This is a genomic window from Pseudomonas kribbensis (assembly GCF_003352185.1).
Taxonomy (GTDB): domain Bacteria; phylum Pseudomonadota; class Gammaproteobacteria; order Pseudomonadales; family Pseudomonadaceae; genus Aquipseudomonas; species Aquipseudomonas kribbensis.
Window position 1 is genome coordinate 1,567,503 of the sequence record NZ_CP029608.1, and the last position, 13,467, is coordinate 1,580,969.

Annotated in this window: 15 protein-coding genes; 9 read left to right on the top strand and 6 right to left on the bottom strand. The window is 60.9% G+C overall.

From position 1 onward, the window contains the following. Positions 1-38 precede the first annotated feature (38 nt). From DLD99_RS07215 to DLD99_RS07230, 4 genes are all read left to right on the top strand, one after another. On the top strand, positions 39-647 hold the full coding sequence (locus DLD99_RS07215) for a LemA family protein (RefSeq protein ID WP_114881746.1): 609 nt from the start codon (positions 39-41) through the stop codon (positions 645-647). Positions 648-660: 13 nt separating this feature from the next. Then, positions 661-1,413 carry a TPM domain-containing protein gene (locus tag DLD99_RS07220; RefSeq protein ID WP_114881747.1) on the top strand — a complete coding sequence of 251 codons (753 nt, stop codon included), beginning with the start codon at positions 661-663 and terminating at the stop codon, positions 1,411-1,413. Between the two features lie 28 nt (positions 1,414-1,441). Further along, a complete protein-coding gene (locus DLD99_RS07225) occupies positions 1,442-2,059 on the top strand; it encodes a TPM domain-containing protein (protein WP_085710191.1) in 618 nt (205 codons plus the stop codon). An 89-nt stretch (positions 2,060-2,148) separates the two neighbouring features. Next, on the top strand, positions 2,149-3,366 hold the full coding sequence (locus tag DLD99_RS07230) for a class I SAM-dependent methyltransferase (RefSeq protein WP_114881748.1): 1,218 nt from the start codon (positions 2,149-2,151) through the stop codon (positions 3,364-3,366). On the opposite strand, the gene DLD99_RS07235 is transcribed toward DLD99_RS07230, so the two are convergent. After that, positions 3,356-4,270 carry a DMT family transporter gene (locus DLD99_RS07235; protein WP_114881749.1) on the bottom strand — a complete coding sequence of 305 codons (915 nt, stop codon included), beginning with the start codon at positions 4,268-4,270 and terminating at the stop codon, positions 3,356-3,358. The two genes, DLD99_RS07230 and DLD99_RS07235, sit on opposite strands and share 11 nt — an antisense overlap. A gap of 169 nt (positions 4,271-4,439) precedes the next feature. Here DLD99_RS07235 and DLD99_RS07240 point away from each other — a divergent pair, with 169 nt between their 5' ends. After that, positions 4,440-5,021: a DJ-1/PfpI family protein gene (locus DLD99_RS07240; protein WP_007957909.1), complete on the top strand. Its 582-nt coding sequence runs from the start codon at positions 4,440-4,442 to the stop codon at positions 5,019-5,021. A gap of 48 nt (positions 5,022-5,069) precedes the next feature. Here DLD99_RS07240 and DLD99_RS07245 read toward each other — a convergent pair whose 3' ends face one another. The 3 genes from DLD99_RS07245 to DLD99_RS07255 form a co-directional block, all read right to left on the bottom strand. After that, on the bottom strand, positions 5,070-7,628 hold the full coding sequence (locus DLD99_RS07245) for a TonB-dependent receptor (RefSeq protein ID WP_114881750.1): 2,559 nt from the start codon (positions 7,626-7,628) through the stop codon (positions 5,070-5,072). Positions 7,629-7,750: 122 nt separating this feature from the next. Next, positions 7,751-8,710 (bottom strand): FecR family protein, encoded by a 960-nt coding sequence (locus tag DLD99_RS07250; protein ID WP_114881751.1) that lies wholly within the window; start codon positions 8,708-8,710, stop codon positions 7,751-7,753. Beyond that, complete coding sequence (locus tag DLD99_RS07255; protein ID WP_114881752.1) at positions 8,707-9,243, bottom strand: RNA polymerase sigma factor; 537 nt, start codon at positions 9,241-9,243, stop codon at positions 8,707-8,709. The genes DLD99_RS07250 and DLD99_RS07255 overlap by 4 nt, the downstream gene beginning before the upstream one ends. Positions 9,244-9,398: 155 nt before the next feature. On the opposite strand from DLD99_RS07255, the gene DLD99_RS07260 reads away from it, so the two are divergent. The 3 genes from DLD99_RS07260 (at position 9,399) to DLD99_RS07270 (ending at position 11,067) form a co-directional block, all read left to right on the top strand. Then, the gene (locus DLD99_RS07260) at positions 9,399-9,743 is read left to right on the top strand and encodes a YegP family protein (RefSeq protein ID WP_114881753.1); all 345 of its coding nucleotides are present in this window, start codon (positions 9,399-9,401) and stop codon (positions 9,741-9,743) included. A 155-nt stretch (positions 9,744-9,898) separates the two neighbouring features. After that, positions 9,899-10,543, top strand: a complete 645-nt coding sequence (locus DLD99_RS07265) for a hypothetical protein (RefSeq protein ID WP_114881754.1) — start codon at positions 9,899-9,901, stop codon at positions 10,541-10,543. After that, positions 10,543-11,067, top strand: coding sequence for a hypothetical protein (locus DLD99_RS07270; RefSeq protein WP_114881755.1), 525 nt, complete (start codon positions 10,543-10,545; stop codon positions 11,065-11,067). The genes DLD99_RS07265 and DLD99_RS07270 overlap by 1 nt, the downstream gene beginning before the upstream one ends. Positions 11,068-11,119: 52 nt before the next feature. Here the strand turns inward: DLD99_RS07270 and DLD99_RS07275 are convergent, their stop codons facing one another. Both DLD99_RS07275 and DLD99_RS07280 read right to left on the bottom strand, forming a co-directional pair. Further along, a complete protein-coding gene (locus DLD99_RS07275) occupies positions 11,120-12,001 on the bottom strand; it encodes a dihydrodipicolinate synthase family protein (RefSeq protein ID WP_114881756.1) in 882 nt (293 codons plus the stop codon). 26 nt (positions 12,002-12,027) lie between these two features. Further along, on the bottom strand, positions 12,028-12,810 hold the full coding sequence (locus DLD99_RS07280) for an aldolase (protein WP_007957912.1): 783 nt from the start codon (positions 12,808-12,810) through the stop codon (positions 12,028-12,030). Positions 12,811-12,918: 108 nt separating this feature from the next. Between DLD99_RS07280 and DLD99_RS07285 the strand changes: the two genes are divergently transcribed. Beyond that, positions 12,919-13,461, top strand: a complete 543-nt coding sequence (locus DLD99_RS07285) for a helix-turn-helix domain-containing protein (RefSeq protein WP_114881757.1) — start codon at positions 12,919-12,921, stop codon at positions 13,459-13,461. The last annotated feature ends 6 nt before the right edge of the window (positions 13,462-13,467 follow it).

Consider the following 13,467-nt stretch of genomic DNA (forward strand, 5'->3'; position numbering starts at 1 on the left):
GCGATCATTCATGAAATGTGCAAGGGAGCTCCCGAACGATGAATGTCAGTCCTGTCTACCGCTCGCGTTTGCAGGTCGCCACCTTGCTGGTGCTGGTCGCGTTGTTGACCGCCTGCGGCATCAACAACATTCCCACCCTGGATGAACAGGCCAAGGCCGCCTGGGGGCAGGTGCAGAACCAGTACCAGCGCCGTGCCGACCTGATCCCCAACCTGGTGGAAACCGTGAAGGGTTATGCCAAACACGAGGAGGCCACGCTGACGGCGGTGGTCGAGGCCCGGGCCAAGGCAACGTCGATCCAGGTCGATGCCAGCACCCTCGACAACCCGGAAAAGCTCAAGCAGTTCCAGCAGGCCCAGGATCAGCTGACCGGTGCCTTGAGCCGGTTGATGGTGGTGTCCGAACGATATCCGGACCTGAAGGCCAACCAGAACTTCCTCGCCCTGCAGTCGCAACTTGAAGGCACGGAAAACCGCATCGCCGTGGCCCGCCGGGATTTCATTCTGGCGGTGCAGAAGTACAACACCGAAATCCGCACCTTCCCCGGTCGCCTGTGGCACAGCGTGATGTACAGCGACCTGCCGATCCGCGAGACCTTCGAAGCCACCAGCCCCGGCGCGGACAAGGCGCCGGAAGTGAAGTTCTGACTCGGTGATGCCCATGCGTGTGTTGAAGTTGGGCCTGGTGCTGATGCTGTGGTTGTTCGCCATCAGCGCCCGGGCCGAGTTGACCTTCCCTGCACTGAGCGGGCGGGTGGTGGACGACGCGCAGATGATCGAGCCGGCGGTGCGTGCGCAATTGAGCCAGCAGTTGCAGGCCCACGAGCAGGCGACCGGCGAGCAGCTTGTGGTCGTGACGTTGCCGAATCTGCAAGGCGCCACCATCGAGGATTACGGCGTCGAACTCGGCCGGCACTGGGGCATCGGCCAGAAGGACAAGAACAACGGCGCCTTGCTGATCGTCGCCCGGGACGAGCGCAAGTTGCGCATCGAAGTCGGCTATGGGCTGGAGGATCGCCTGACCGATGCCCAGAGTTCGGTGATCATCCATCAGGTCATCACACCGGCGTTCAAGGCCGGCAATTACAGCAAGGGCATCAGCGACGGCGTGGCGGCGATGCTGGTGGTGCTGGGCGGCAATCCGCTGGACGAGCCTTCCACGGTGTACGAATCGTCCGGCGATCCTTCGGACGACTTTGTCTCGCGGCATCCGGGAATTTTCGTATTTCTGGTGATGTTGTTCATCCTGACTGTTTTTGTCTGCCAGATGCTCGGTATCCTTCCCGTCGGCCGGGGCGGCTCCGGAGGAGGGGGCGGCTTCGGTGGCGGTGGTTTTGGCGGCGGCGGTGGAGGCGGGGGCTTCAGCGGCGGCGGTGGCAGTTTCGGCGGGGGCGGTTCCTCCGGCGGCTGGTGATAACAATAATGAGCAGGCACTTCACGACATGGCATTACTGACTGAACACGAACAACGCAAGGTCGCCGAGGCCATCGCCCGGGTCGAGCGCGACACCGACGCCGAACTGGTGACGGTGCTCGCGGCCCGTGCCGATGACTACGCGTACATTCCGTTGCTGTGGGCCAGCCTGCTGGCGCTGGTGGTGCCGGGCGTCCTGCATTACCTGACCGGTTGGCTGACGATGCACAGCCTGTTGCTGGTGCAATGGATCAGTTTCGTCGTGCTGTGCCTGGTGTTTCGTCTGCCCAAAGTCACCACTCATCTGATCCCGCGCCATGTCCGCCACTGGCGCGCCTCGAACCTGGCGCGGCGGCAGTTTCTCGAACAGAACCTGCATCACACGGTGGGCAGCACCGGCATGCTGATTTTTGTCTGCGAGGCGGAGCGGTACGTAGAGATTCTGGTGGACGAAGGGATTTCCAGACGGCTGGACGACAAGAGCTGGGACGCGATTGTCGCGGCGTTTACCGAGCAGGTGCGGCAGGGCCAGACGTTGCAGGGCTTCGTAACCTGTATCGAGGCGTGCGGCGAATTGCTCAAGGTGCATGTGCCGGTGACGCAGGTGCGCAACGAATTGCCCAATCGCCTGGTGGTACTGGGATAAGCCGTTCGGGAAATTAGCCGTGCCCTCGAACGCCATCCCCCCTAAACTAGCGGCCATTCCCGATTTGCCCGTCCGAGGCCGTTTTCTGCATGTCTGCCACCGCCGTTTCCACCCCCGATCACCACGCCCGGTTCATCGAGCTGCTGCAAACCAGCCTCGAACAGAACGGTTTCATCAAACTGGTGCTGGCCAAGTACGTTGGCGAAGAAGCGGACCTGCAGCGGATCATCATCAAACCGGTGACGGTCAAGGCGCAGCCGAATCTGTCGTTCGTGTATCGCTACAAGACCCGCGACATCACCAAGAACCTGCCGCTGGACGAGGCGGTGGCGATGATTGCCGAGCTGCTGCCGACGGCGTTCAAGAATGCGCATTTGCTCACGTTGACCGACGAAGCCCAGCTCGAATACAGCAAAAAGGGCAAGAGCTCGCTGTTCATGAGCAAACCCCAGCAATTGCGTGAAGTGCCGTCCGCCGAGCATAACCGCGAGAAAAACCGCTTCCTCGAATTGAGCCGTCCGTTCCTCAAGGATCTGGGCGTGACCAATGCGCAACACGAGTTGATCCCGGCGATGTCGCGCAAGTGGAAGCAGATCAACAAGTTCATCGAAGTCTTCAGTCACGCGCTGACGTCCTCGCCGCTGGCCCTGGACAAACCGGTGCGGGTGGCGGATTTCGGTTCGGGCAAGGGTTACCTGACGTTCGCCATCCATGACTACTTGCGCAACACGTTGAAGGCCGAGGGCGAAGTCACCGGCGTCGAACTGCGCAAAGAGATGGTCAACCTGTGCAACGCCGCCGCGCAGAAGCTCGAACACCCGGGGCTGGTGTTCAAGTGCGGCGATGTACGCAGCGTGGCGCCGAGCGAGCTGGAAGTGATGATTGCCCTGCATGCCTGCGATATCGCCACCGACTATGCGATCCACACCGGCATCCGTTCCGGCGCATCGATCATCATGTGCTCGCCGTGCTGCCACAAGCAGATTCGCTTGCAGATCCAGAGCCCGGCGCTGCTCAAGCCAATGCTGCAATACGGTCTGCATCTGGGCCAGCAGGCGGAAATGGTCACCGACAGTCTGCGTGCGCTGTTCCTCGAAGCCTGCGGTTACGAGACCAAAGTGTTCGAGTTCATCTCGCTGGAACACACCAACAAGAACAAGATGATCCTCGCCGTGAAGCGCGCCGAGCCGGTGGACCCGACTCAGCTGCTGGTGAAGATTCAGGAGTTGAAAGCGTTCTACCACATCAGCGAGCATTGCCTCGAAACGCTGCTGCTCGCCGATGGTTTGCTGCCGCTCAAGGCTTGAGCTGAACCCCGGCCGGTAAGGTGCCCGGTTGAGCCGGGCGCACCGCAGTCTTGCGTCCGAGCATCACCGTCGCGATCACCCCGCAGGCGAACAGCCAGGTGATCGGCTCCACGTGTTCGCCGAAGAACAGCGCGGAAAACGCGATGGTGAAGAAAATCTGCAACAGCTGGATCTGACTGACCCGGGCAATGCCACCCATGGCCAACCCGGCGTACCACGCGAAAAACCCCAGGAACTGTGAAAACAGCGCGACGTAACCGAAGGCCCACCAGGTTTTCGTCGACACCGCACCGTGATGCTGCAACGCCAGGTACAGCACCGGGCCGATCAACAACGGCGTCGACAGCACCAGCGCCCAGCAGATCACCTGCCAGCCCCCCATCTCTCGGGCCAGACGCCCGCCCTCGGCATAACCCAGACCGCCCACTGCAATCGCACCCAGCATCAGCAAATCACCGGCCTGAATGCTGCCGGCGCCGGTGTACAACGCATAACCCAGCACCAGCGCACTGCCCAACGCGGCGCAGGCCCAGAAGGCTTTCGATGGACGCTCGTGGGACAGCCACGCGGCGTACAGCGCCACGCACAGTGGCTGCAAACCGTTGACCAGCGCACCGTGGGACGCCGGTAGCGTTTGCATGGCCCACGCCGACAGCACCGGGAAACCGAGAATCACCCCGGCGATCACCAGGCTCAGGCCTTTGACCTGTTGCCAGGTCGGCCACTTTTCCCGGCGCCACAACAGCAGCAACGCCGCCGGAATTGCCGCGAACAACGCACGGCCCAGGCCATTGAGCAACGGATGCAGCTCCTGCACCACGATGCGGGTGAAGGGCAGGGTGAGGCTGAAGATCACAACGCCGAGCAGGCCCAGGGCCATGCCGGTGTTTTCGCGCGAAGACATTTTGGCAACCAGATTCGAAAGTGGCAGGGAGGTGCATTCATCTAGCCACAAACCATGGCAACCGGGCTGTTACAGATGGGCGCAGAGTTATCCATACAGTTTGCGAACGCCATCGCGGTCCTTGGACTACTTTGAATACTCTTGTGCATTCACCAGAGGAGTCCTGTCCATGGCCGCGAAAAAGATTCTGATGCTGGTCGGCGATTACGTCGAAGACTACGAAGTGATGGTGCCGTTCCAGGCCCTGCAAATGGTCGGGCACACCGTGCACGCCGTGTGCCCGGACAAAGCCGCCGGGAAGACCGTGCGCACCGCGATTCATGATTTCGAAGGCGATCAGACTTACAGCGAAAAACCCGGTCACCAGTTCGCCCTGAACTTCGACTTTGCCAAGGTTGACGCCAAGGATTACGACGCACTGCTGGTGCCCGGTGGTCGTGCGCCGGAATACCTGCGGCTGAACGAAAAAGTCCTGGAACTGGTGAGGGCTTTCGACAAGGCCGGCAAGCCGATTGCTGCCGTCTGTCACGGCGCGCAACTGCTGGCGGCGGCGGGGATACTCGAAGGCCGCGAGTGCAGTGCCTATCCGGCCTGCGCCCCGGAAGTACGGTTGGCCGGGGGCACCTACATCGATATCCCGGTCACGGACGGTCATGTCCAGGGCAATCTGGCCACCGCCCCAGCCTGGCCGGCGCATCCGAAATGGCTGGCCGGTTTCCTCGGTTTGCTCGGAACCAAAATCACCCTGTGAGCGAAATGCCCGTCGCGAGCGTGCTCGCGACGGGCAAGCCCGGACGGGTCAGAAGAACCGCGTCACGCTGACCTTGGCATTGCGCCCCTGACTGTAAGCCCGATCGCCACTCAGCGCCGGGCGGTAATCCTCGTTGAACAGGTTGTCGACGGTGAGATTGACCTCGGTGCCCTTGAGATACGGCTGCTGCGGTTTCCATTTGGCGAACAGACCCTGCACGTTATAGCGGTCGTTGGCGTACTGGTCGTAGAACACGTCACCCACGGTGTTTTTGCCCGAGCCATACTTGTCGCTAGGCAGGCGATCGGTCTGGCGCACGAACTCGCCTTGCCAGCCAACCTGGGCATCCCAGCTCGGAATCTTCACGCCGAGCACGGCGATCCATTTGCTGGGTGGAATGTCCCGAACCCAGACGTCCGGTCCCCACGGGTTGGTGTAGGCGCCTTCGTGTTTGCCGGTCATCCACGAGTAGGACAGCGAACCGAACAGGTACGTCGAGTCATAGAAGCTTTCAACTTCAAAGCCCTTGATGGTCAGCCCGCCGATGTTGCGGTAGTTGCCCATGGGGCCTGACCCCTTGCAGTCCGAGGCGATGGTGCCGCCCTTGATGGCCTGGTTCTCGCAGCCGATGCCGGTGGCCTTGAAGATCTCGTCGTCGATCTTGTTGCGAAACAGCGTGGTGCGAATCTGCACGTTGTCGCGGTCGGTGAATACGTTGGCGAAGTTGCTGATGTTACCGGCACGCCAACCGGTGATGCGTTCCGGATCAAGGTCGACGCTGGTGGCGGTGCGGCTGCCCAGGCCCTGCACTTCATATTGCTCGTCGATGACCGGCGCGCGCCAGGTCTTGCTGTAGTCGACGAAGAAGCCGACGTCCGGGGTCATCCGCCAGAACGCCGACAGGCGCGGCGACCAGCCGGTGTAGGTGCGGTCGCTGTAGTCGTGGCCGAAGCTCGGGTCCGGGTTGTCGTAGTAAGGCGCGTCGTTGGCTTCGCCTCGATTGCGCACATGGTCGTAACGCACGGACGGGGTCAGGGTGAAGTCGCCCAGCGTGATTGCGTCTTGCAGATAAACGCTGTTGGTGTCGACCTTGCCCCGGGGCATGAAACTCGGCTGGAAGTAGCCGTAGTTGTACTTCGGCACTTCGTAGGTCTTGCCCGGCATCCACATCTCGGTGTCGCGGCTGTGCTTGCGGATCTGCACGCCGGCGGTGACCGCGTGAGACAACACGCCGGTTTCGAACAGGCTGATGTTGCTCGCTTCGACGATGCGGTCTTTGTAGGCGGTGTCCATCTTGCGTCCGCCGGTGGACGTCTGGAAAAACGCCGTGGCATCGCGCTCGTCGGTCTGATCGGTGTTGGACTCGGAATAGCTCAGTTTGAAATCGATCAGGCGATTGTCCAGCGGCTGGTACTGATACTTGGCCGACCAGGTGGTATCGGTGGTTTCGCGGTTGGCAAGGAAGCGCTTGAGAGCGTTTTCATAGCCGTATTGCTTGATGTTGGCCCGGGTCGGCGGGGTCGGATAACTGGCCGACGAGAATGGCGCCCAGCGCTCGCTTTGCGAACGCGAGTACGACAGGCCGACGCTGTGTTCGTCGTTCAGGTGCAGGTTGAATTTGAGTAGCTGGCCGTCCAGATCCAGTGCGCTGTTGGGCAGGCGCTTGGGGTTGATCGGGTACTGATTGTCCGGATCGGGCGGGGTGCCGGCCAGCTTCATGTCACCGCCATCGCGCTTGGTCAGGTACACCAGCGCATCGGCCCGCCCGTCGTCGGTACGGCCAAACACCGCACCGCTGTAAGTCTGCTGATGGTCGTTGCTGGCGTAACCGTACTTGACCATCGCACCGCTGTTGCGACCTTCCTGCAGCAGGTCCGGGGCGTCCTTGGTTTCCATGTGCACGGTGCCACCGAAACCGCCGTTGCCGGTCAGCATCGAGTGCGGGCCTTTTTCCACCTCGATGCGTTTTATCAACTCCGGCTCGATGAAAATCGTGCCTTGCTGGTAGCGCTCGAAACCGCTTTTGGTGGCGCCGTCGACGGTCAACGGCACGTCCTCGGCATCGCCCAGGCCCCAGATGTTGATGGTCTGGCCACCGGGTTTCATTGAACCGCCCATGCTCACGCCGGGCAGGGTCGCCAGCAGGCTGGGAATATTGTTTGGCTGGTGGCGGTCGATGTCGGCCTGGGTCAGGGTCGAGCGGCCGACGGTGCTGGAGTCGACTTCGGTGCCGCTGCCGATCACGCTCAGGGCGTCGAGCTGGATGCCGTCACCGCTGCTGGTGACCGGTTCTTCCGGGCGCACGACATAGGTCTGGTTGACCTTGATCAGACCGAACTGGCTGTTGTCGAGCAACTTGCGAATCGCCGCTTCCGCGCTGTATTCACCGTCTAGGGCGGGGGCCTTGAGATTGCGCAGTTGCGCTTCATCGAACAGCAACTGGATCTTCGCCTGTTGGGCGATCTGACTCAGCGACGCCGCCAAGGGTTGCGCCGGCAAATGCAAATTCAGGTTATCGGCATGGGCTTGTACGCTGAACGCCAGGCAAGTGGCGAGCAAGGTCGGTCGAAGGCAGGTGAGCGGGTACGGCGAAAACACGCGAAACATGGAATCCCCCAGGGCGGCGAAAAGGCCAGAAAGGCCTGCGTACGAAGCGCAGACCGGAGGAAGACGCGGCAGGGAAAAAAAACCTCACATGCGAATGCAAAATATTCTCATGTGAGTTTGTGTCAGCGGTTTTCGATGCGAATTCCACCGTCGGCGAGCGCGACGGTTTTCACCGGAACCAGGGCGGGCAGCGCGTTGATCAGGGCATCCGGATCGTCGACGTCGAGATTGCCGGAGACTTTGATCTGCCCCAGTTTTGCGTTGGCCAGCACCACCGGGCGCGGGCGATAGAGGTTCAGCTCATCCACCAGACTGGCCAGTTCGCGGTTGCGAAAGGACAGATGCCCGGTACGCCAGTCGGCCACCTGGCTGGATGCAAGACTGTTTTGTTGCAGGGTGCCGCTGGCCAGATCGAGCGCGACTTGCTGCTGTGCGCCGAGCAACTGCGGCGGGCGGCTGTCCGGCGTGAACGCGACCTGGCCGTGGGCGACGCTGACCACCAGTTGCCTGTCACTGCGCCGTACATCGAAACCGGTACCGACCACACGGATCGTGGCGTTGCCGGTCTGCACCCACAACGGCCGTTCCTTGTCTGGCGCAACGTCGATGTAAAACTGTCCGCGATCAAGCGTGAGCCGGCGCTGGTGACTGTCGAAGTCGACACGCAGTTGTGTGTTGGCGTTCACCGACAAGGTGCTGCCGTCGGGGAGTTCGAAGGTCCGCTGGCCTTTGGCCTGGGCAGCAATCTGCTGCTGATAAACCTCATGCGCAGTGCCGAGATGTGTCGCCATTATGGTGACGAACAACGCGGCGGCCGCTGCCAGCGCGGGTCGCCAGCGGCTTCTGTAGCGACGTACCGGCAGTGGCGTTGGCCGGTTCAGTTGTTGCAATTCACCCAGGTCGGCCCACAACACTTCAAACGAACGATAGGCACTTGCGTGTGCCGGCTCGCGCAGCCATTGCTCGAATGCCTGGCGCATCAAGAGGTCTTGATCTTGACGATTACGGGCAAACCAGGCGGCGGCTTGAGCGTCGATGCTGTCGTCGGGCAGTTCCCCGGTGAAATCGTGAGAGCGGTTCATTCTGGCTGCTCCGTGCCGTTGTCGTGATCCAGGCGTTGCTTGCAATGCAGCAGTGCGAAAGCGATGTGTTTTTCCACCATGCTCAACGAAATCCCCATGCGCTCGGCAATCTGGGCCTGACTCAAGCCTTCGAAGCGGTGCAGCATAAGGGCCTCGCGTCGACGTGGCGAGAGTTCGCCCAGCACGGCTTTGAGTTGCTCCAGCCGTTGCTGGCGTTGCGCGGCCGCCATCGGATCGTGATGCTCATCGGCCAGTGGTTCGGCATCGTTGTCTTGAGTGGGCTGCACGATGTGCCGTACCTTCTGGCGGCGCCAGTGGTCACGAAGCAGGTTGCGCGCCATCTGAAACAGAAAGGCCCGCGGCTGCTCGACCTTGGCCCGGTCGCGATAGTCGAGCCATTGGGTGAAGACGTCCTGGGTCATGTCCGCCGCGTCACTGGGGTTATCCGTGCGTTTGCGCAGGTAATGCAGGATGTCCCCGTAAAACCGGCGAAACGAATCGGCCGACAAGGGATCGGGCGTGAGGCGGGGCATGAATATCCTTCTCGACGAAGCGGGGCGCAGAAAGTTTTGGATGATATCGAGAATGATTGTCATTTGTCATGTTCGCATTTGCGTCTGTCAGAGAGGATGGCTAAACCGTTGAAACGGTCTTTACTTGCCGAGATTCAATCGACAGGAGCCGCGACATGTCCGGATGGTATGAGTTGAGCAAAAGCAGCAACGGCCAGTTCAGGTTCGTGCTGAAAGCGGCGAATGCCGAAACCATTCTGACCAGCGAGTTGTACACCTCTCACAGTGCCGCCGAAAACGGTATCGCGGCGGTGCAGAGCAACAGTCCGCTGGATGAACGCTACGAGAAGAAAACGACGAAGGACGGCCATCCCTACTTCAACCTCAAGGCCGCCAATCACCAGATCATCGGCAGCAGCGAGTCCTATTCGTCGGAGGCGGCGTGTGCCAAAGGCATCGCTGCCGTGAAGAGCAACGGGCCGACGAAGGTGATCAAGGACAAAACCCTGCCGGTACTTTGAATCACTCGTGACGTTCAGTCGCCAAATCCTTGGCGACTGAATTCTGGCTATGTGCCATCATTTCGCTTATCCTCCGCCGCCAGTCCACGGAAGGGGCGCCGAGATGACTCTTTCGCGGATTTTTTTGAACAACTGCCGCCAGAGTTTTCCCGCCAATGATCCGCTTTTTCGCTGTCCTGACCCTGCTGCTCGGTTTGAGCGGCTGCTACAGCCTGTCCCCGACACAAATCGATGATGAACTTGCACCGACCGCCGAGTCCGGCACGGCGTATTTGGTGGGGGTGGTCGGCATCTGGCCGAAATCGGCCTATACAGCCCAGGAACAGATGCTGCTGATCCGCAAGCGTGGCAGTGACGAGTTCGCCAGCGCGCGGCTGCACAACGAGTTCTATGCCCGCACGGCACGGGATGTGCGCGAGACCGGTCGTGGCATTGGCACGCTGTTCGTGATGCCGCTCAAACCCGGACGATACGAGATCTACAACGTGCGATTTGATCGCGGCCGATCGGTGTCCTGGAGCCGTGAAGACTTCACCATCGGCATGCAGCTTGAAGCGGGCAAGGCTTATTACATCGGTGACTTCCGCGCCGGCTGCGTGTCCCCCAGCGACAGCACCTGCCTGTTCCTGCACAGCGATCACCTTGAGCGCGACGCGGCGCTGGTGCGGGCCCAATACCCGCAGGTGCCGGGCCTGCAACGGCTGGATATGCCGAACTTGTACACCGCCACGCCGTTCATCCGCGAAGAGAACGGCACCAGTGCCTCCGTTTACAAAGCCATGCTCTCGGGGAAACTCTAATGCGCATCAAACGCCTGTTTCTGGGCTTGCTTCTGCTGCTTGGCGGTTGCCAGGCCACCCATTCGCTGAAGGCGCCGGATATCGATTACAGCAGCCAGCAACTGCCGGCGATCAATGTCAGTGTGATTGGCATGCCAAGCTGGATGCTGCGTGACGAGCTACGTCGGCGTGGCACCTTTGAAGAAGTGAAGGCCGGCCGCAGCGAAGACGGCTACAACGTACTGGTGGTCGCCAACAGCGATGTCGGCGGGATTCAGCCGCAGATGTTTCTGAGCGCCTTCACCCTGTTTCTGGTGCCGGTGCCGGTGAGTTTCGACAGCACGGTGGTGTTCAGCCTCAGCCACGGGAAGCAAATTCTTGGCGTTTACACGGTGAAGAACCACACCGAATCCTGGCGCGGTGCATTCAACGCCTCGGGCGGTCAGTTCGAACACATGCGTTTGATCAGCGACACGTTTATCGCGCAGATTCTCAAGGATCAACCGTTCAACCGCGAAGCCTTGAAACGCGCTGCCAGCCTCTGATCGATGGCCACAAAAATCCCGCCCGGCGTGAACCAGGCGGGATTTTTTTCGTTTAGCGCAAGGTGTTCAGCAATGCCTGCAATTGCGTATGCCCGGCCTCGCTCAGCGGGAACACCGGCAGGCGTGGATCACCCACTTCCAGCCCGGTGTCACGCAGCCCGGCCTTGATCGTTGCCGGCAACCCGCCCTTGAGGATGAAATCCAGCAGCGGCAACTGGCGGTAGAACAGTTCCCGCGCCTTGCCCAGATCCCCCGCCAGCGTGGCTTCGTACAGATCCAGGTTGAGTTGCGGAATCAGGTTCGGCGCCGCCGTGCACCAGCCCTTGGCGCCGGCCGCGAAGGCTTCCAGCGCCAGTGGATTGCAGCCGTTGTAGAACGGCACCCGGCCTTCGCCGAGCAGTTGCAGTTTATGCATGCGCTGGATGTCGCCGGTGCTCTCCTTGACCATGGTCACGTTTTCCACGCCGTTGACGATGCGCAGGATCAGCTCCACCGACATGTCGGTGCCGCTGGTGGCGGGGTTGTTGTAGAGCATGATCGGTACGCCGATGCTGTCGCCGATGGCGCGGTAATGAGCGAGGATTTCTGCTTCGGTGAGCTTCCAGTAGGACGCCGGCAGCACCATCACCACGTCGGCGCCGTGGGCTTCGGCAAAGCGTGCGCGACGCACCGCTTTGGCGGTGGTCAGGTCGGAAACGCTGACCACGGTCGGTACGCGTTTGGCCACGTGCTTGATGCTGAACTCGGCGACCTGGTCCCATTCCGCATCGCTCAGGTAGGCGCCTTCGCCGGTGCTGCCCAGCGGCGCGATGGCGTGGACGCCGCTGGCGATCAGGCGGTCGATCGAACGGCCGAGGGCCGGCAGGTCAACGCCTTCGCCATTGGCGCCGAACGGGGTGATGGTGTAGCCGATGATGCCGTGAATGTTGGTCATGTGAGTGCTCCGCAAGGATGAGGTGTTCAGTTCAGGCAATCGGCGTGCTGGCGCAGGTTCTGCCGGGCGTAGTAGTTGAAGGCTGCGGCATGGCGTTTGGGTTTCGAGACCCAGTCATGGGCCTCGCGACCCAGTTCGGGAATGATCGGTTTGATCGTCCCGGCGGCCATGGCCAGCAGTTGCAGTTTGGCGGCGCGCTCGATCAGTTGCGCGATGACACAGGCTTCCTCGATGGTCGTGCCGGTGGACAACTGACCGTGGTGGGAAAGCAGGATCGCCCGTTTGTCGCCCAGTGCCCCGGCAATCAATTCGCCTTCTTCGTTGCCGACCGGGACGCCCGGCCAGCCTTCAAGAAACGCGCAGTCGTCGTACAGCGGGCACAAGTCCATGTGGGAAATCTGCAACGGTACTTCCAGCATCGACAGCGCGGCAATGTGCGTCGGGTGGGTGTGGATGATGCAGTTCACATCCGGCCGGGCGCGGTACACCCAGCTGTGGAAACGGTTGGCCGGATTAGCCATGCCGTGGCCTTCGAGCACTTCCAGGTCTTCGTTGACCAGCAGCAGATTGCTCGCGGTGATTTCATCGAATCCCAGCCCCAGTTGCTGGGTGTAGTAAGTGCCCGGCTGCGGGCCACGGGCGGTAATCTGCCCGGCAAGGCCCGAATCGTGGCCGTTCTCGAAGAGGATCCGGCAGGTCAGGGCCAGCTTTTGCCGGTCCGTCCACGTATTATCCGCCAGGCTTTTTTGCATCTGGGTCAGCGCTTGCTTGACCAGTTCGTCTTTGGGTAGTGCTAATGTCTTCGCCATATCCGTGTCCTGTGGTGGTTGCCATGGATGACACTTAAGAGGCTATATGACACATTGTGTCATTGGCAAGGACAAATCGTCTTTCCTTTGCTGGAATAATCGCTTCGCATGTCTATCCGTTTGAAATTATTGAGAAAAAAACTTGGCGTAACCCTTGAGGCACTGGCCGAGAAATCCGGCATGACCAAGAGTTACCTGTCGAAAGTCGAACGCGGGTTGAACACGCCGTCGATTGCCGCTGCGTTGAAACTGGCGAAAGCGCTGAACGTGAAGGTCGAGGAATTGTTCTCCGAAGACAACGTCAGCCTCGACAGCTACAGCCTGGTGCGCAGTCACGAGCGCCAGTCACTGGCGGCCAACGATCACAGCCCCGGTTACGCGGTGCTGGCCCATCAGGTCAGCGAGCGCAGCCTGCTGCCGTTCATCATCTATCCGCCGACTGAATTCACCGACAAGACCTTCAAGGAACATTTGGGCGAGGAATTCCTGTTCGTCCATGAAGGCCGGGTCGAAGTCGACTTCATGAACGAACGGGTGCTGCTGGAGCGGGGCGACGCGCTGCACTTCAATGCGCAGAAACCGCACCGGATCCGCTCGGTGGGCGAGGAGCAGGCACAACTGCTGGTGGTCGTGCACAGCAACGAAGACTGAGTTGAT